This is a genomic window from Bacteroidales bacterium, from assembly GCA_035353855.1.
In the GTDB taxonomy this organism is placed as follows: domain Bacteria; phylum Bacteroidota; class Bacteroidia; order Bacteroidales; family CG2-30-32-10; genus DAOQAK01.
Genome location: DAOQAK010000039.1, coordinates 22102 through 40886 on the forward strand (window position 1 = coordinate 22102; position 18785 = coordinate 40886).

Annotated in this window: 17 protein-coding genes; 9 read left to right on the plus strand and 8 right to left on the minus strand. The window is 34.4% G+C overall.

The annotated features are described in order from the left end of the window. The first annotated feature begins 43 nt into the window (after positions 1-43). From PKK00_10650 to PKK00_10685, 8 genes are all read left to right on the plus strand, one after another. On the plus strand, positions 44-292 hold the full coding sequence (locus tag PKK00_10650; GenBank protein HNW98857.1) for a DUF202 domain-containing protein: 249 nt from the start codon (positions 44-46) through the stop codon (positions 290-292). Next, positions 289-600: a hypothetical protein gene (locus tag PKK00_10655; protein HNW98858.1), complete on the plus strand. Its 312-nt coding sequence runs from the start codon at positions 289-291 to the stop codon at positions 598-600. Before PKK00_10650 ends, PKK00_10655 begins: the two co-directional genes overlap by 4 nt. A 99-nt stretch (positions 601-699) precedes the next feature. Beyond that, positions 700-2928 carry a TonB-dependent receptor gene (locus tag PKK00_10660; protein HNW98859.1) on the plus strand — a complete coding sequence of 743 codons (2229 nt, stop codon included), beginning with the start codon at positions 700-702 and terminating at the stop codon, positions 2926-2928. Between the two features lie 89 nt (positions 2929-3017). Further along, complete coding sequence (locus PKK00_10665) at positions 3018-3140, plus strand: hypothetical protein (GenBank protein ID HNW98860.1); 123 nt, start codon at positions 3018-3020, stop codon at positions 3138-3140. A gap of 24 nt (positions 3141-3164) precedes the next feature. Beyond that, on the plus strand, positions 3165-4700 hold the full coding sequence (locus PKK00_10670) for an SBBP repeat-containing protein (protein ID HNW98861.1): 1536 nt from the start codon (positions 3165-3167) through the stop codon (positions 4698-4700). A gap of 144 nt (positions 4701-4844) precedes the next feature. Beyond that, the gene (locus tag PKK00_10675) at positions 4845-6962 is read left to right on the plus strand and encodes a TonB-dependent receptor (GenBank protein HNW98862.1); all 2118 of its coding nucleotides are present in this window, start codon (positions 4845-4847) and stop codon (positions 6960-6962) included. A 46-nt stretch (positions 6963-7008) separates the two neighbouring features. Further along, the gene (locus PKK00_10680) at positions 7009-7782 is read left to right on the plus strand and encodes a hypothetical protein (GenBank protein HNW98863.1); all 774 of its coding nucleotides are present in this window, start codon (positions 7009-7011) and stop codon (positions 7780-7782) included. Positions 7783-7818: 36 nt separating this feature from the next. Next, positions 7819-8433, plus strand: coding sequence for a class I SAM-dependent methyltransferase (locus PKK00_10685; protein HNW98864.1), 615 nt, complete (start codon positions 7819-7821; stop codon positions 8431-8433). Positions 8434-8438: 5 nt separating this feature from the next. Here PKK00_10685 and PKK00_10690 read toward each other — a convergent pair whose 3' ends face one another. The 8 genes from PKK00_10690 to PKK00_10725 form a co-directional block, all read right to left on the minus strand. Then, the gene (locus PKK00_10690; protein HNW98865.1) at positions 8439-8621 is read right to left on the minus strand and encodes a 4Fe-4S binding protein; all 183 of its coding nucleotides are present in this window, start codon (positions 8619-8621) and stop codon (positions 8439-8441) included. 682 nt (positions 8622-9303) lie between these two features. Further along, complete coding sequence (trxA, locus tag PKK00_10695; GenBank protein HNW98866.1) at positions 9304-9684, minus strand: thioredoxin; 381 nt, start codon at positions 9682-9684, stop codon at positions 9304-9306. Positions 9685-9784: 100 nt separating this feature from the next. After that, positions 9785-10945, minus strand: coding sequence for a 4Fe-4S dicluster domain-containing protein (locus tag PKK00_10700; GenBank protein ID HNW98867.1), 1161 nt, complete (start codon positions 10943-10945; stop codon positions 9785-9787). 5 nt (positions 10946-10950) lie between these two features. Continuing rightward, positions 10951-13146, minus strand: coding sequence for a CoB--CoM heterodisulfide reductase iron-sulfur subunit A family protein (locus tag PKK00_10705; GenBank protein HNW98868.1), 2196 nt, complete (start codon positions 13144-13146; stop codon positions 10951-10953). Between the two features lie 90 nt (positions 13147-13236). Continuing rightward, positions 13237-16017: an FAD-dependent oxidoreductase gene (locus tag PKK00_10710; GenBank protein ID HNW98869.1), complete on the minus strand. Its 2781-nt coding sequence runs from the start codon at positions 16015-16017 to the stop codon at positions 13237-13239. Between the two features lie 168 nt (positions 16018-16185). After that, positions 16186-16614 carry a hydrogenase iron-sulfur subunit gene (locus PKK00_10715; GenBank protein HNW98870.1) on the minus strand — a complete coding sequence of 143 codons (429 nt, stop codon included), beginning with the start codon at positions 16612-16614 and terminating at the stop codon, positions 16186-16188. Positions 16615-16945: 331 nt separating this feature from the next. Beyond that, on the minus strand, positions 16946-17197 hold the full coding sequence (locus PKK00_10720) for a sulfurtransferase TusA family protein (protein HNW98871.1): 252 nt from the start codon (positions 17195-17197) through the stop codon (positions 16946-16948). 125 nt (positions 17198-17322) lie between these two features. Beyond that, the gene (locus tag PKK00_10725) at positions 17323-17868 is read right to left on the minus strand and encodes a DsrE/DsrF/DrsH-like family protein (protein HNW98872.1); all 546 of its coding nucleotides are present in this window, start codon (positions 17866-17868) and stop codon (positions 17323-17325) included. 144 nt (positions 17869-18012) lie between these two features. Here PKK00_10725 and PKK00_10730 point away from each other — a divergent pair, with 144 nt between their 5' ends. Next, positions 18013-18693: a Crp/Fnr family transcriptional regulator gene (locus PKK00_10730; GenBank protein ID HNW98873.1), complete on the plus strand. Its 681-nt coding sequence runs from the start codon at positions 18013-18015 to the stop codon at positions 18691-18693. The last annotated feature ends 92 nt before the right edge of the window (positions 18694-18785 follow it).

Consider the following 18785-nt stretch of genomic DNA (forward strand, 5'->3'; position numbering starts at 1 on the left):
AAAAATAAATGATAATATTATAAATTTATATTTTTGGAAACTAATGGAAGATATTACAGAAAAAAGAGATAACCTTGCAAAGCAAAGAACACATTTAGCTAATGAAAGAACTTTGCTTTCTTATATAAGGACATTTCTGGCTTTATCAGGATTTGGAATCCTGCTTATAAAATATGAAAGCAGAGATATATCTGTAATTATCGGGTATCTTTTAATTATTATTGCCGCAATTTTATTAACTATAGGCATTCTGAGATTTCTAATTCAAAAAAAACAAATCAATAAATTTTGAAAAACAAATCTTACAAAAATATTATTTCAATTTTTTTATTGGGGATATTTCTTTTACCAACAATAATTAAACTTGAGCATCATCATGAACATTATATTTATAAATCGGATAATAAAAAACATATTCATGAATTTCACCATAAGTGCGAGATTTGTAAATTTGAATTTTCAACATATACTCCATCCCCTGTTAAAACTGCTAATTCAAAAAATGTAATAAATTATTTCTACAATAATATTTATACTTCTGCTGTTTTTATTGAGCAAAATATTTTATCATTTTCTTTACGCGCCCCTCCGTTAGTATAAAATTCCATACTAACTTATAAAAACATATTCCAATATTTTAAACTTTTCAAAACAAAAATGTTTTGAAAGAATTAGTATTAACCATATAACGTAAACAAAATGAAAAAAATAATTTTCATATGTGTTTTGGTGTTATCATTCCAATTCACATTTTCTCAAAATTCAATTAAAGGAAAAATCATTGATACAGATAATAAGCCGCTAACCGGTGCAACAATATTTTTGACTGAGCTTAATAAAAGCACTATATCAAACCAAAACGGTGAATTCTTTTTAAATAATTTACCAAATGGGAAAATTAAAATACAGGTTTCATTCATTGGTTATGCAAATGCAATAGAAACAATATTTCTAAATAATAAAAACGTTGAACTAAATATTACGATGAAAGAAACAGCAATAGAAACAGAAGAAATTGTTGTTTCAGGCGGATACAGTTCTACACAACATGACAATGCCGTAAAAATTGATGTACTTAAACTTAATGAACGCATAAATACAGTAAGTCCAAATTTCACAGAAATACTCACTAAAGTACCCGGAGTTGATATGATTTCAAAAGGAAATGGTGTTTCAAAACCAGTAATAAGGGGATTGGGAATGGACAATGTTGTGATATTAAATAACGGTGTAAGGTTTGAAAACTACCAGTATTCCGATCATCACCCACTGGGTATTGATGAATTCGGAATAGAAGATGTTGAAATCATTAAGGGTCCAGCTTCACTGCTTTATGGTTCCGATGCCATAGGCGGAGTAATTAATTTCATTAAAGAAAAACCCGCAGCAATAGGTAAAATTCAAGGCGATTATAACCTACAACTTTTTTCAAATTCGCTTGGCGCCGAAAATAATTTAGGGATTAAAGGCGCTTCAAAAAAATTATTCGGGGGAATACGTTTCGGAAATAAAACAAATGCCGATTATTTACAGGGTGGTGGTAACTTTGTTCCCAACACCAGATTCAATGAAATTTCACTGAAAGCAAATGGAGGATATAGCAGTAAAATTGGAATTTTTAAAATGTTTTACGATTATAATCAACAAAAATTAGGTTTGGCAGAAGATGAACCTATAGAAGAAATTACATCACGCGGACGTAAGAATGAAATATGGTACGAGCAAATGAATAACCACTTGCTTTCGTCGCAAAACAGAATATTCCTGAATAAATATAAACTGGAAATTAATGCGGCGCTTCAGTCAGCCGATTTAATTCACTATGCAGACATTGATATTACAGAAATTTCAATGAATCTTAAAACACTAACTTATGAAACAAAACTTTATTTACCTTCCAACGAAAAGTCGGAATATATTATCGGGATACAAGGGTTAAACCAGGTCAATAAAAATTTTAACCATGCCGAAGTAATTCTATTACCCGATGCTCACACTGACAACTACTCTGCATTTACACTGCTTCAATACACGGTTTTCAAAAAGTTGAAATTACAAACAGGTATACGTTACGATTACAAATTAATTTCAACCGAAGCTGTCGGACAAACTTCCGATTATAATTACCGTGAAGCGTTAAATATAAATTATAATAGTTTCAGTGGCTCTATTGGCACTACATATAACCTATCTGAAAAGATATTATTCCGTACAAATTTCGCTACGGCTTACCGTACGCCTAATCTTGCAGAACTAACATCAAACGGGATACATGAAATTCGCTACGAACTTGGGAATAGTTCTCTGTCGCCTCAAAATGCTTATGAAACCGATATGAGCATGCATTACCATGTAAATGATTTCACACTTGATATTGCAGGGTTTTACAATATAATAAACAAATATATTTATATTTCACCTACCAATGATACTATTGCAAGCGGTGAAACCATTTATAAATACATGCAGTCGGATGCAGTACTTTATGGCGGTGAAACAGGGATTCATTTTCACCCTAAAAAAATAAAATGGCTTCATCTTGAATCCAAATTCTCGACAGTTACAGGCAAACAAATTAACGGCAATCATTTACCTTATATTCCTGCGAAAAAATTAAGCTTTGAAATTATGGCAGAAAAAGAAAAAATAAGTTTTCTTCATGATGTATTTATAAAAATAATTTCATCAACAGCATTTGAACAAAATGATCCATCACCCGAAGAAGAAGAAGCCCCGGGTTATTCATTATTTAATTTAGGAACAGGTGCAAGTATTAAATCAGGAAAACAAATGATTTCATTAGCGTTTGGAGTAAATAACATTTTCGATAAAAAATACATCGACCATCTTTCTACTTTAAAAGAAGTTGGCTTTTATAATCCCGGCAGGAATTTTACATTAAGTGTTAAAATACCATTTGAATTTTAATTCATAAATTTGTATATAAAAAATCTCAAAAGGTTAAAATTCAAATGAACCTTTTTATTTTTTACATTTACCATATAAAACATAAAAACATGAAAAAAATAAATTTAATTCTTATTACTTTTATTATTAATACAATTGCATCATTCGCCCAGACACCTGTTTGGGAATGGGTAAAAAATTCAGGAGGCGAAAAGATAACCTACGTAACATGAGGCTACGGCAATGAGGCATATGCTATGTCAAATGATGCTTTAGGTAATGTTTATGTTACCGGATATTTTATTAGTCCGACCGTAATTTTTGATGATGATACACTTACCAACTCAAGCCAGGAGCATGATATCTTTTTGGTAAAATACAATGATAACGGTGATGTTATTTGGTCAAGAAGTATTGGAGGAGACGATCATGACACACCATATTCTGTTGATGTTGATGTAAACGGCAATGTATATATTGCAGGATTTAATGGTTCTTCTGAACTCATCTTTAATAATGACACACTTGTAAGCACAGGCAATACTGATGTTTTGCTTTGTAAGTTCGACGCAAACGGAAACAAACTTTGGGCAAGAGGTGCAAAAGGAAATGATGCTGATGAAGCAACTTCGGTTACAACAGACAATTCAGGAAATATATATATTACCGGAAACTTCCGAAGCTCTTCAATAATTTTTGGTACCGATACCCTTGATTATACAAGTATATCAGGGAGTATGTTTGTTGTTAAATACAAACCGGATGGAAATATAATCTGGGCAAAAAGGTTTGGTGGAAGTTCACAGGATAAAGCATACTCAATAACTGCCGATGCGAATGGAAATATATTTTTCGGAGGTACTTATAAAAGTCCTTATATTTCTTTTGACTCCGATACGATACACAATAATTCCAATAATGGTTATTCCGATATATTTTTAACAAAACTCGACACCGCAGGGAATGTACTTTGGGCAAAAAGCGCAGGGAATTATTCCGACGAACGTGTAAAAGCAATTACTACTGATATTTCAGGAAATATTTATGTGTCCGGTATTTTCTTTAGTTCTACATTTAACCTTGGCACAACAACATTAGTAAACTCTTTTTTAGACAGAGCTGATGTTTTCACAACAAAATTTAATACAAGTGGACAGGTATTATGGGCAAAATGTGCCGGCGGAAACAATGATGATCAGCTTTCGGCTATTGCTACTGATGCTTCAGAAAATGTGATTATTTCTATGACATACAACAGTCCTTCAATTAAATTTGGAACCTTCACGTTTAATAACGCCGGGTTATATGATGGAGCTCTTGCCAAATATGATAAGGACGGGAATTTTATCTGGGCAAAAGGTATTGGTGGAAACATTGATGATGGAGCTTTTGCTGTTGCCGTTAATTCACTTGAAAATATTTTTACAGCAGGATATTATCAGAGTAGTGTTGTAGTATTTGATTCCTTATTTATTACAAGCCCTGATACAAATTATTCTACGGTATATGTTGCTAAACTTGAAGCAGAGACAACAGGGGAAAAAAATATAGAAAAACAGGAATTCATTAATGTATATCCAAATCCTTGTAATGGCATTTTTACTGTTGAAAGCACATATATTGACAATAACTCTGTACTATCAGTTTACAATATTTTTGGCGACAGGATTTTTTTCAAAGTAAACCCGTCAATTTCTGAACAGGTTGATATATCAGGCTATTCAAGAGGAATTTATCTTGTAAAACTCGAAACTAAAAATTTCTTTACCGTGATAAAAATGATTAAAGAGTAAATCGCAATTCAGCAAAATCAATTATATTAGCGGTTATAGAGAAATCAAAATTTCCCGGAAACAATAAATAGCCTTACTTTAAGTTTTATAATACATTTTAAATTAACAGGCTGAATAAAATATCATATTTATAAATTAGAAACAATGAAGATTTTAAAAAAATATTTATTTTTCTTGAATGTTGTGTTATTCCCTTTTTATTTGCATTCTCAGGACATCAAGGATACGGTTAAATTAAAGAGTATCGAGATTAAAGACAGCCTAATAAAAAAATACTCATATATAGCAAGCGACATCAGCAAAACACAAATTCAAAATTCAAACACTCATGATATAGGCGAATTTTTACGAACTGTTCCTAATGTATCAGGTTTGCGAAAAGGCGGTATTGCTGTTGACCCGGTAATAAGGGGTTTCAGATATAGCGAACTGAATGTGGTATTGGATAACGGAATCAAAATAGAGAATGGCTGTCCTAATCGCATGGACCCGGTATCGTCTCATGTTGAAGCAGATGATATAGAAAAAATTGAAATCATTAAAGGTCCTTACACTTTACGTTATGGTTCATCATTGGGTGGAGTTTTAAATTTTGTTACCATAAAACCACAGAAATACGATGAATTTGAAATTCATGCCAATGCCATGTATGGCTTTGAAACCAACTGGAACGGGCAGAAAGAGCATATATCTGTATTTGGCGGATATAAAAAAATATATTTCCTGTTTTCGGGTGGTTATAAAAATTATGGCAATTACGAAAGCGGCAATCTCGATGATCTTGATACAACTTATAATTCTTCATTTGAAAAATATAATTACATGGGAAAAGTTGGGTTTATTTTAACACCAAATCAGAACATACTTTTTTCATATTCCAATATCCGCAGCAATGATGTTTTGTACCCGGCATTACCAATGGATGAAGTTAGCGACAATACACAAATCGGCTCAATTGATTATAGCTTAAAAAATATAGGCAATATCATAAAAACTTTTGATATAAAAATCTATCGCTCGGATGTGAACCATATAATGGACAACAGCAAACGTTCCAATTATTCAACAAAACAAATGATAGCAGAGGTGGATGCTATAAATACAGGAGGACGTGCGGAATTAAATTTACAATTAAACAAACATAAAATAATTGCAGGTTTGGATTTTGAAGATATTGCCAAAGACGGCGAAAGAATAATGACCATGCAAATGATGGGAACTTCTTCAACAAAAAAAACAAATCTATGGAATGACGCACTAATACAAAATTCAGGACTGTACGCAGAGTATACAACATCGTTTTCTTCATATGAAATAAATGCGAGTATACGTTGTGATTATAATAAAGCAACATCAAAAGATACATTGAAACTGGTTAAAGATGCTATTGAATATTTCGATGACGTAAGTTCGCAATCACTGAATTTAAGCGCTAATGCAGGAATTACAAAAAAAATAAATGATCATTTAAGCATATCGTTGGCATTATGTCGCGGAGTGCGAACCCCCAACATGCTTGAACGATATATAAAATTGCTTGCTGTTGGTTATGACAACTATGACTACTTAGGAAATCCCCGGTTGAAGCCGGAAATAAATTATGAAGCCGACCTGACATTAAAATATTCAAAAGAAAATTTAGGAGCTGTTTATTTAAATGGTTTTTATTCCTATGTTACTGATTATATTTCATCAGTAAGAATACCGCCATCTATAATCACTTCACAAACACAAGGTGTTTTAGGTGTAAAACAATTTGCAAATACCGATCACGTTACTTTCGAAGGATTTGAATTAGGCTATACCTCGCCTGAACAATTCCGGCTGAACACAAGTATTGTTGCTGCATACACCTATGGTGTTATTCCTGAAGATATAAAATACATTACAAGCGGAACACAAGTGATTGGCGAAACAACTGTTATTAATGATGCGCTACCTGAAATCCCTCCTTTTGAAACCACTTTAGGTATATCATATAAATTCGTAAAAAGAAATATTACTCCTAAAATATCAATACGCATCGTTGCCGATCAGCGCCATACTTCAGTTGCACTCTATGAATCCTATACGCCGGGATTCGCATTACTTAACTTTTCTGTTAAATGTAAAATAAATAAATTTGCCGATATCAATGCCGGGATTAACAATATTTTCGATCGTGCATATTATGAACATCTGAACCGTAAAATCGTTGGAAGCACAGGAAAACTTTACGAACCGGGAAGAGTATTCTTTATAAATTTGTATGTAAATATTTAAGTATATGAAAGTTTTTTGTCTGCGAAATTTATTTCTAATACTAATCATGCTTGTAATTTTTTCATGTAAAAAAACACAGGAAAAAGCTACTGTTGCAGAAACAGGTCATATCAACTTCCTGTTCACACATAATGTTGACGACCAACCCTTGAATACAGATACGATGATGTATATTAATGCTGCCGGAAATCTTTATGAAGTGAACCAGTTGATGTATTTTATATCGGATGTGAAATTATATAAGTCGGATGGAACAATAAAAGTGATTGATGACTGGAAAAATATAAATTATGTTGATATAGATATTCCTTCAACATTAACATGGAATGTTTACGACAGTATTCCTGTTGGCGCTTACGATTCCATTTCATTTACATTTGGGATTAATGCAGAAAAGAATAAATCATTCATGTTTGTTAATCATCCTGAATCAAATATGGCATGGCCCGATATGCTGGGTGGCGGCTATCACTACATGATGCTTAATGGGAAATGGCAGGATTCGATCAACCAAATAGAAAACTTTAATTTTCACCTTGGTATCGGGCAGTTATATAAAAGCAATGCCACTAATTGTGTGGATTCTATTTATGCTTATGTTCAGAATTATTTTAATGTCAGTTTGCCGAATTCATCTTTTACAATAACGGAAGGAACAACCCGGAATATTGAGATTATTATGAATATCGACAGTTGGTTTAAAACACCACATATTTACAATCACAATTATTGGGGTGGAAACATCATGCAGATTCAACCTGCCATGCAAATGATAAAAGAAAATGGGTATGATGTATTCAGTGTAGGAAACATTAATTAATTTTTTTATTTTCACAAAACAAATATCAATTATTAAATGAACGAATTTGATATAAAAGCGCTTACCTGGGATGATAATCCTTTATTCATTGAACGGTCAAAACATATTGCAGACAAGATCCGCGAGCATGTTAAATTAAATGCGGAAATGGAAGGATTTGAATACGGCTGTGGAACCGGTTTGATCAGTTTTAATTTAATGCCTTACCTGAAATCGATTACTCTTGCCGACAGCTCCGATGGTATGCTGGAAGTACTGAAACAAAAAATTCAAAAAAATAAAATTACATCAATGAATGTTTTAAAAACTGATTTGATAGTTGATAAAATTCCTGATAAAAAATTTGATATCATTTATACCGCTTTGACATTACATCATATTACTGATATAGAAACCATTTTAGCACGTTTCTATATGATGATGAAAAAACCGGCATTCTTATGTATTGCCGATCTGGATAAAGAGAATGGCAATTTTCATGGTCCGGATTTTAAAGGCCACAAAGGTTTTGATCGCGAAGCAATGAAAAAACTTTTTATAACAACAGGATTTAAAAATATAAAAGCAGATACCTGTTATGAGATGAAAAGAATAAATGAACAAAACCAAAATGTTATATACCCTGTTTTTCTTATGACAGGTGAAAAATAATTTTCCTATTCTTTCCTTACTGCCCTTGTAGGACAATATTTTGCACATTTACCACAACCGGTACATTTTGATTTATCTATTACAGGAAGTCCATATCCATTTTGCATTATTGCTCCCGCTGGACAAACATTTATTATCGGACAACGATGATTTTGCGGACACAAGTGTTCACTAACTATGTATGTCATAATTTAACGATTTATGATTTTAGATTTATGATTTGAATATTTGTCATATGTTTTTTGGTTGTGCTGCTGGTTTGGTTGACAGTTAATGGTCGATTGATTTTTTTATTTTCAACAAATAACTTTAGCCTTAACCAGCCGCCACTCCTATAAACTCTTGACTTTGTCAATAGGTGAAAGGTTGAGCTGCTGGTTTTGTTGATAATTTAAAGTCGAAAGAAAATCAAATCACATTTTATACATTATCAGGCCTCGATGAACTCAGCCTGACCGTGCGCCTGTCGTCATTTTGAGTTTATCGAAAAATGGTGCGATGGAATTTTTACTTTCAACAAATAACTTTAACCTTAACCAGCCGCTACTCCTATTAACTTTCTACTTTGTCAATGGTTGAAAGGTTGAGCTGCTGGTTTGGTTGATAATTTAAAGTCGAAAGAAAATCAAATCACATTTTATACATTATCAGGCTTCGATGAACTCAGCCTGACCGTGCGCCTGTCGTCATTTTGAGTTTATCGAAAAATGGTGCGATGGAATTTTTACTTTCAACAAATAACTTTAGCCTTAACAAGCCGCTACTCCTATAAACTTTTAACTTTTGTTTTCACGATTAATTTTACATTTAAGTCCGCCATTGACGGTTTATGATTGAAACATTCTTGACACAAATGTGCCTAAAATGCTATCATCTGAATTGTCTTCTATATGTTTCAGGCTTGTTCAACAACACTTCATTAATCAATCGCACAAACGAATCTTTCGAAATTGCGCCCATCGACATTTGTGGTTGCCCGTCTTTCGGAATAAAAAGAATTGACGGAATACTTCTAATACCAAATGCAGCAGCAAGCTCCTGCTCGGCTTCAGTATCTACTTTAAAAATATCAACTTTCCCTGCATACTCGTTTGAAAGTTCTTCAAGTATTGGAGCTACCATTTTACAAGGACTGCACCAATCGGCATAAAAATCAATAATACATGGATTATTTCCAACATACTTCCACTCTTTGTTTGTCTCGTAATCAAACACCTTTTGTTTAAAGGTCTCCTTCGTCAAATGTTCCATAGTTTATATTTTATATTAATCGATAAATTATTTCATCTTAAAGTTTATTAAAAGTTTCCAAAATTGATGCAGTTCCAATTAAACAGAAATCTTAACATGATTATTTTTTTATTTTTTTTGCTTCAATGATCAGTCGTGAAAAATATATAGCAAAAGGTCTGTATGCAAGATGCGACCATTTTGAAAAAGGAACTTCTATAATCAGCATCGGTATTAAAATCATCATATGTATTACATATGTGTAGTATGTAGCATAAGGCATTCCGTAAATCCTGAAAAAATGTAAAAGTATCCCGCTAAACGCAGTTAAAAATAGCAGAATTAAAAATGTCCAATCAGAAAAATGTGTCTTCTTAGATTTTTCAATTATTTTTTTTATTCTTAAAATCGCAAAATATATGATACCTGTAATAATTCCTGCTGTAGCGTAATATCCTAACAACCGCTGCGGATGATACCATTTATATACGTTATCCGTTTGAAACCATCCTAAAAAGCCTACAATCATTATAAACATCGTAACATAGGCTGTCATTAAAAACAAATGAATTAACCAATAATTATATTCTCCGCTTTTTATTTTTTCCCAGAAAGATTTTTTTTCAGCATTGCATTTTGAAAAATTCCACTGGGTAAAAAAATGAAATAAAATATTGAATAATTCTGTAAAATATAATTTTAACGGAACTTTTACATCTTTCCTTTTTAATACAATTTTAAAAAACATGTTGACAATATTCGACAACAGAAAAAAAGACAAGAGCCCTGCCATTGACCAATCCAAAATTTCAACATTTTGCCATGGAGCAAATGTGTTAAGCTTAACACCTCCTTCAGTTGTAAGTTCTGTTGTCATCTCACCGCTATATAATATAAATAGCAATAATACTATTAAAGCAACAAAAATAATTGCACCTAATTCCCATACTTTCGATGTATATAATTTTTTTGACAAACCTGTCCAGTCATATTTTGCAACAAGATAACGTCTGACTGACATCATAAGGTTTCCGGGGTCAGCCTGCCGTGGGCAACTTGTTGAACAATCACCGCAATAATAACATAACCATGGTTCTACAGAAGTTTGCAATTCACCTTCTAGTCCAAGCGAAGTATAACGAATTATTTTTCTCGGAAAAGAATTATCTGCATCTGTCATAGAACATACCGCCGTACAATTACCACAGTTGTAGCAGGCATTAAAATCTTGTGCCCCGTATTTTTTTATCTCTTCAGCAAAATCAGGATTTATTTTTGCCATGTTCATTAATTTTTCTGTTTGTATAAATGATACGTTTCTTTTTTATCCAACCCTGCCGACTCAACAATACTGTATTTATTCATCGTCATTAAATGATAAGTAACCAAGTCATTATTTATCTCCAGCTCTTTTGAAATTTCAGGAATGGTCTTGGGCTTTTCATTTATCGATTGCAAAATTTGTTTCCATATTTGCGGGTATTCTTTCATGGTTACTGCACCTTCTGCCTGCACTTCTTCTTCGCCCGATTTTTCTTTCAATTCAATTTTTTGCATGAAGCCATCAATCATCGATTCAATTTCATCATTGGTGTATTGAGCGATCTGAATAGCATCAACAGGACAAACGGGAGCGCATATTCCGCAACCTGTACACGAAGCCATGTTCACCGATGCGATATTTTTCCCTTCGGCTTTTATTTCTTTAAGCGCATCGTATTCACACACTTCAGCACATTTACCACACCACACGCAAATATCTTTATCAACTGTTGCAACAATCGGATCGAGTGATATTCTTCCGCTCTTTATCAATGCATTTATTTTTGCAGAAGCAGCCAATGATGATTGAACTGATTCGGAAACATTTTTTGGCCCCTGGCATGAACCACCAATGAATACACCTTTTATAACGGTTTCAACAGGTTTTAATTTCGGATGAATCTCATTAAAGAACTTATCGTTACCAATCGGAATCTTTAATATTTCCGCTAAAGAAGAGCTATCGGAACGCGAGACCATTCCTGTAACCAGAACGACCAAATCGGTTTCCAGTTCCAGTTCTTTTTTAGTTGTAATATAATCCTTAACCTTTACAACCAGCTTATTCCCGTTCATTTCAACTACCGGAGGTTCTTTCTCATCAAACCTTAAATACACATCACCCTGTTTTGACGATTTCTCAAAAAGTATTTCCTGTTTCCCGTATGTCCTGATATCACGATAAAAATGAAATGCCCTTACATCTTTATATTTTTCTTTTAACTGTAATGACGTGTGAATGGTTGAAGTACAGCAGAATCTTGAACAATACTTGTTTTTCCCCTTGCTCTGGCGGTTTCCAACGCAATAGATAAATGCAACACTACGAACTTTTTTATTATTATAAATTAAAGTTTCCGGATTCAATTCCATCAATCTTTTCAGTTCAGGCAGCGTGATTACTCCGTTTAATTTTTTATAACCGAATTCGTTTTCTTCAGGTTGATAAGTATCCACGCCTGTTGTAACAAGCACCGAACCTGCGTTAAGTGTTAACGTTTCATCTGGTTGATAAATATCAATGCAAGAAGAAAATTTTTTCAAAAATTCTTTTTCATTTTTTAATGCTTCTGCATCAACAACGTATTTATCTGGTAATGCTTCAGGATAATTTTTATAAATTGCTTTTCTCCTGGTTAGCCCGTAATTAAAGACATCAGGAACTTCAACACTGCATTCGGAAATTGCCTGGTTCAATAATTTTTCATCCGCTTTTTCATTAATAAAACGAGGTTTTATTTTTATTGAAACATTAAAGTTTCCAAGACTTCCAGAGATTTTTTCAAGTGTTGCACCGGTAAATAAAGTAATTTTATTCAGCGATTTAATTTCGTTATAAAGTTGTTCAACCAATTGTTTTCCTTTCTGGTTGGTCATAAACAATTCACCTGACTGTGCTACTCTCCCTCCAACAAAAAAATCTTTTTCAACCAAGAAAACATCATTACCCATTTTTGCAAGATCAATAGCAGCGCGCATTCCAGAAACACCGGCACCAACAATAACTACAGCTTTCTTAGCATCAATCACAATATTTTCCAATGCTTTTGAACGAGCAACACGTTTTATTCCGGCACGTATCAACCCTACTGCTTTCTTTGTTGCATCAAGTGGATGGTCGGAATGAGGCCATGAACATTGTTCACGAATATTCACCTGGACATAGTTGAATGGGTTTAATCCCGCTCTCTGCGCAACACCGCGGAATGTATGTAAATGCAGTTTGGGCGAACATGAAGCAACAACAATCGAATCAAGATTCTTATCCCTGATATCGTTTATCATTTCTTTCTGATTTGAATCGGCGCATGCAAACATCACATTCTTTGCGATCACAACGCCATCTTCATCTTTCATCATTTCGCTGAGTTGTTCAACATCCACATAATCGGAAATGTTGCCCCCGCAATGACAGATATATACTCCTATTCGTTCTTTCATCTTTACTTCATTATATTTTTTACCACTAAGACACTTAGAACACATAGAAACACTAAGAAATTTCTCAGTGTAACTTAGTGAACTTAGTGTCTAAGTGGTTACATTTTGAGTTTCATTATTCGACATTAAATAACTTGTTACTTCGCTTGCTGCGCAGCCTGCCGACAAAATTGAATCGGGAATATCTTTTGGGCCGGATGCAGCGCCTGCCACAAAAACCCCATCAATACTGGTGTTTGATGGCCTCAATAATTCATCAGGCTGTTTCACAAAATTGTAATCATCAAGCTCAAGCTTTTGATTGGTGAACATTTTCGGAATTTCCTTATTCGGTAAAACACCAACCGACAGAACAACCAAATCGTGCTTTGCCTCTTTAACAATACCAGTGGCAATATCTTCATAACGCAATATCAAATCGCCGCTTTTATCATCCTTCTCTTTTATACGCGCAATTTTTCCTTTCACAAAATTCACTCCCATTCCTTTCGACTGCATGAAAAATTCTTCATAACCTTTTCCGAAAGCACGAATGTCGATGTAGTATATAGTGATGTCAGCAAGTGGTAAAGCGCCCATCAGCAATTGTGCCTGTTTAATAGAATACATGCAACAGATTTGTGAACATATAGGATTATTGGCACATTCTGCGCTACATGCTTTATTCTCCATGCTCGAATCGCGCGAACCTGTACATAAAACATAAGCAATATTATCGGGAACTTTTCCATCACCCGGCCGAAGAACGCCGTTATACGGGCGAGTTGGAGCAATCAATCGTTCCATCTGCATAGAGTCGATCACATTCGGAAATTTTGAATAACCGTATTCCGGTTTACCTTCAGGTTTGAATAACTGGTAACCTGTTGTAACAACCACTGAGCTTGCATTAATATTCGCAATTTCTTTTTTCTGTGAGAAGTCAATCGCATTTGCCGGACATGCCGAAACACACTGGTGGCATTCCCTGCAATTGCTGCAATCCAGGCAACGCTGCGAACTTTTCAAAACTTCTTCTTCGGAATAAGTAATTTCAATATCCTTAAAATCTTTTATTCGTTCTTCAACCGTTCTGAACTTTTCTTTCAATGCTGGAAGAAACTTAATATCTTTTCTCTGAAGAACTTTATTTTTATCAACAGCAGGAAGCTTGTCGCCAAATTCAAATGATTCAGGGTTTTCATCATTTAAAAATTTATCAATGTAGAATGCAGCTCTTTTGCCCTGACCCGCTGCTTCAATAATTGTAGAAGTCCCGGTAACACCATCACCTCCGGCAAATATTTTTTTATTGGAAGTCTGTAATGTTTTTTCATTCACCTTAATGGTGCCGCCTTTTTTCAGTTCCAATGTTTTTGCAAAATCTGTGGTGGAAGGTTGAAGACCGATTGCTTCAATAACAAAATCCACATCTTCAAAATACTCGGAACCTGCAATAGGCACAGGCCTTCTGCGACCGCTTTCATCAGGTTTCTCAAGTTGCATTTTCACCAACTGAACTTTTTTCACAACACCATTTTCACCAAAGAATTTAACAGGATTTCGTAATAATAAAAGTTCTGCGCCTTCTTCTTCAGCTTCTTTTATTTCGGGTGCAAAGCATGGCATCTCCTCACGACTACGACGATATACAATGGTAACTTTTTCAGCGCCCAGTCGTAATGATGTTCTTGCAGCATCCATAGCAGTATTGCCGCCACCAATCACCATTACTTTTTTTACTTGCAGGTTTTCTTTTTTTCCGATGTTTGCTTCCCTTAGAAAATCAAGGCATGAAACGATGCCTTTCAGCTCAGAACCTTCAACGCCAAGTTTGCTTGTATCATGAGTACCCACAGAAACAAATACACTATCGAAGCCTTCATTCAATAATGATTCTATATCCGTAATTTTTTTATTCACTTCATATTCCACGTAAAGTGCAAGAATATTTTTCACATCGCGCTCAACAATTTTTTTCGGAAGACGATATTCAGGAAGGGTAAGCATAAGCATACCACCCAACACCGGTGCGGCTTCAAATATTTTAACATCATGACCTTTCAATGCCAGGTGATATGCGGCTGTCAGGCCGGCAGGACCTGAACCAATCACAGCAACTTTCCTTCCCGATTTTGTTTCAATGATTTTTTTCTGTGGCTCTGGATATTTCTCATAGTAATAATCGGTGAAAAATCTTTTTATTCTTCTGATATCGACAGGTGCTTCGAGACTTCCCCTTGTACATGCGCTCTGACAAGGCGCATAACATGCGCGACCTAAACTTCCGGGCAAAGGAATATCTTCCAAATGAAGTTTCATCGCATCTTCATACTGACCGTTTCTCACCAACGAAATATATCCGTATGGTTTAACACCACCGGGACATTCATTGATACAAGGTGCCGAAACATCCTGCCTGTCGATAGTTGCAATACGGGGATTGGCAAGGCTAAACGGGATGTAAGCAACTTTTCTTCCAGCAAGATTGCAGTTGTATTCATCGTTACGTATCTCGGGACAAGCTACTTCGCACTGCTGACAGCCTGTACAATTTTCCTGAACAACATAGCGCGGATTCTTTGTCACCTGAACTTTAAAATCTTTTCCTTCTTTTTTAATATCATCAATCTCGCTGTTCAGCATTAATGTAATATTGGGATGACGCGCCGTTTCAGACATTTTAGGTGTAGTGATACAGGCAGCACAATCGAGGGTCGGAAAAACTTTACTGAGCTGTATCATCTTTCCACCAATCGACAAGGCTTTATCAACAAGCAATACCTTGTAATCCATTTCGGCAAGATTCAAAGCAGTTTCCTGTCCGGCAATACCACCGCCTATTACCAGTGCATCGTATGTTTTGTTTTTATCAGGCATATCGGGAAACATTTATACTATTCTTTTAACACATATTTTTTTATACATCTTTTGGGCTAAAGCCCATTCAATAGTTTTCAAATCATCCACGACCTGAAGGTCATGGCAATTCTATTATCCACGACTTTTAAGTCGTGGTAATCAAAATCTCAAAAAATGGCTTTAGCCAAAATATCCTCATTATATATTTTTTCCTTTTTCATTTTCAACACTTCCCAGGTCAAATAAAATTTTACTAAAATTTTCCATGTGGCTTGCAAATGGCTCAGCACATACAGAACAGATTGCCGCCATACGAATTCGTTTCGGACTGATATTTTTTTCTTTCATCATGGTTTGTGAATCGGTAATTATTTTATTGGTATGCTCTGCACATTTAGGACTGAAGGAACATTCATGACCATCGGCAGCAATGAACACACCGTCAAATCCACGTTCAAAAGCATGTAATATCCATTTGGGTTTTATCCCCGACGAACATGGCATACTTATCACATACACCGATGGCGAATAATGAATCTTTCTCAACCCCGCCTGGTCAATACCCGGGTCGGAAATTTTATCGGTTGAAAACACCAGTATTTTCGGTCTGAATGTTTGGTTTTCCATAACTAAAAATTAATATAATTCAATAGTTTCAAAATAATATTTTTGTGTAAACTAATGTAGACTCTTATTATTCAATGAAGCTAATCACGATAAATATGCCGTAGGCATAACAGCTTGGTAAAAAAATAATAACTTAAAAATGATGTGCTGTAGGCACAACCCTTGCATAGCCCACATTTCGCTCATTATTCATGTTAATGAATATCTACTTTCATGATTTTTCGAATATGATAAATCGATAGTACCTACGGTACATTATATATTAAAGTGATTTCATTTTTACCAAGCTTATGTCCCTATCGGGACAAAAGAATACTATCAGTTCCAATACTTACGCTTTCTTCAAAAACAATCTTGAATAACTGTCTTCTTCGATAATTCCAAGAAATTCGTGTTCCATTTTTTCACACCATTTCGGAATATCATGTTTAGTACCTTCGTCGGATGATAATATTTCCATTATCTCACCCGATTCAATTTCACCTATCGCTTTCTTAGCTGCTAATAATGGCCCGGGACAAGCAGTTCCGCGTGCATCAACAATTTTATTTGCGTTCAGATTTTTTAATTCTTCTGTTGTCATTTTTATTTCTCCTTTAAACTTTTTAATTATTTTTTTATTAAAAGATTTTAAAGATTAGCTTAACCATTTTTCAATCTTTCTAATCTTTTCAATCTTTTTAATCTTTTTAATCTTTTTAATTTCTTCTAAATAAACAACTGCACTTTACTTTCCGAAGCATCGGCTAAGAATGTTGCCACACCACAAATATTCAGGTTCGGGTAATCAATCATTTCTTCTTTTTTGAATCCCATAAGGTTCATCGACATTTCGCAGATATTGATTTGAACGCCCAGTTCACCTGCTGTTTTAAACATTTCTTCAAGTGATGCCACTTTGTGTTTTTTCATAATCCCTTTTATCATTGATGTTCCCATGCCACACATATTCATTTTCGAAAGCTTCACTTTTTTACTTCCCTTTGGCAGCATGATGCCAAACATTTTTTCCATGAAGTTTTTTCCCGACGCACTTTTCTTCGGGTCGCGCAGTGCAGCAGTAGCCCAGAATGTAAAGAACAAATTAACTTTCATATCGTATGCTGCAGCACCGGTTGAAATTATCATTGCTGCAAGAATCTTGTCGAGGTCGCCCGAGAACACCACCATCGAAAGCTGGTCTTTAGTGCCTTTTTCAAGTTTGCTCACTTTTTTCTGTAGTTCCAGAAATTGTTTTTCGAAATCTTCGTTCATAATGTTTTGTTTTTGATTGAAACAAATTTAAATTAATATTTCCATATATATAACTTTCTATATGTGAAATATCCCATTTCCAAATGTGATATATATCACATTCAATATTTTTTCTTAATTTTACCATAATGATAATTACTAATAATGAAACAACATAACTGTAAGGATTGCCCAATAAAATCGAAGGCTTCACTACATCTAAGCGAAGAAGAATTAAACATTCTTGAAAATAATAGTGCAGAAGTATCGTTCAAAAAAGGTGAGATTATTTTTAAGCAGAATGCGTTATCGCTTAATGTTGCTTATTTGCGAACCGGTGTGGTTAAGCTTCACATGCACGGACCTTCGAAAGAAAAAATTTTAAAAATCATTAAAGCTCCTACATACCTTGGTATCCCTACAACTTTTGGCGATAAGATAAACCGTTTTTCGGCAACAGCCATTGAAGATTCATCCGTTTGTTTTATCGACAGCAACCTGTTCCGTAATTTTATTTTTTCGAACGGAAAATTTGCTTACGAAATTATTGTTGAGCTTTGCAAAAACGAACTTACCGATTACGAGCGTTATGCAAGCCAGACACAGAAACAAATCCCTGGATTGGTTGCCGAAACATTGTTATGCATGTCGGACAAAATTTATGAAAACGATACATTTAATTTCCCTTTAACACGCGGCGAAATGGGCGACCTGATTGGCACTTCGCGTGAAAGCGTAAGCCGTGTACTTACCGACCTGAGCAACGAAAAAATCATTGAAGTGAATTCGAATGAAATTACTATTCTGAAAAAAGATTTATTGAAACAGATAAGTGAAAAAGGATAAGTGTTAAAGTAAAATAGCTCTAATAGAGAAACACTAACGTTAGGGGCAAGTGTTAGAGAACAACATGACAACAATATATTGTACAAATAAAC

Excerpts from the sequence above, each read along its gene's own strand:
- PKK00_10650 (HNW98857.1), top strand. The coding sequence starts at position 44 with ATGGAAGATATTACAGAAAAAAGAGATAACCTTGCAAAGCAAAGAACA.
- PKK00_10660 (HNW98859.1), top strand. The coding sequence starts at position 700 with ATGAAAAAAATAATTTTCATATGTGTTTTGGTGTTATCATTCCAATTC.
- PKK00_10665 (HNW98860.1), top strand. The coding sequence starts at position 3,018 with ATGAAAAAAATAAATTTAATTCTTATTACTTTTATTATTAATACAATT.
- PKK00_10670 (HNW98861.1), top strand. The coding sequence starts at position 3,165 with ATGTCAAATGATGCTTTAGGTAATGTTTATGTTACCGGATATTTTATT.
- PKK00_10675 (HNW98862.1), top strand. The coding sequence starts at position 4,845 with ATGAAGATTTTAAAAAAATATTTATTTTTCTTGAATGTTGTGTTATTC.
- PKK00_10680 (HNW98863.1), top strand. The coding sequence starts at position 7,009 with ATGCTTGTAATTTTTTCATGTAAAAAAACACAGGAAAAAGCTACTGTT.
- PKK00_10685 (HNW98864.1), top strand. The coding sequence starts at position 7,819 with ATGAACGAATTTGATATAAAAGCGCTTACCTGGGATGATAATCCTTTA.
- PKK00_10690 (HNW98865.1), bottom strand. The coding sequence starts at position 8,621 with ATGACATACATAGTTAGTGAACACTTGTGTCCGCAAAATCATCGTTGT.
- trxA (HNW98866.1), bottom strand. The coding sequence starts at position 9,684 with ATGGAACATTTGACGAAGGAGACCTTTAAACAAAAGGTGTTTGATTAC.
- PKK00_10700 (HNW98867.1), bottom strand. The coding sequence starts at position 10,945 with ATGGCAAAAATAAATCCTGATTTTGCTGAAGAGATAAAAAAATACGGG.
- PKK00_10705 (HNW98868.1), bottom strand. The coding sequence starts at position 13,146 with ATGAAAGAACGAATAGGAGTATATATCTGTCATTGCGGGGGCAACATT.
- PKK00_10710 (HNW98869.1), bottom strand. The coding sequence starts at position 16,017 with ATGTTTCCCGATATGCCTGATAAAAACAAAACATACGATGCACTGGTA.
- PKK00_10715 (HNW98870.1), bottom strand. The coding sequence starts at position 16,614 with ATGGAAAACCAAACATTCAGACCGAAAATACTGGTGTTTTCAACCGAT.
- PKK00_10720 (HNW98871.1), bottom strand. The coding sequence starts at position 17,197 with ATGACAACAGAAGAATTAAAAAATCTGAACGCAAATAAAATTGTTGAT.
- PKK00_10725 (HNW98872.1), bottom strand. The coding sequence starts at position 17,868 with ATGAACGAAGATTTCGAAAAACAATTTCTGGAACTACAGAAAAAAGTG.
- PKK00_10730 (HNW98873.1), top strand. The coding sequence starts at position 18,013 with ATGAAACAACATAACTGTAAGGATTGCCCAATAAAATCGAAGGCTTCA.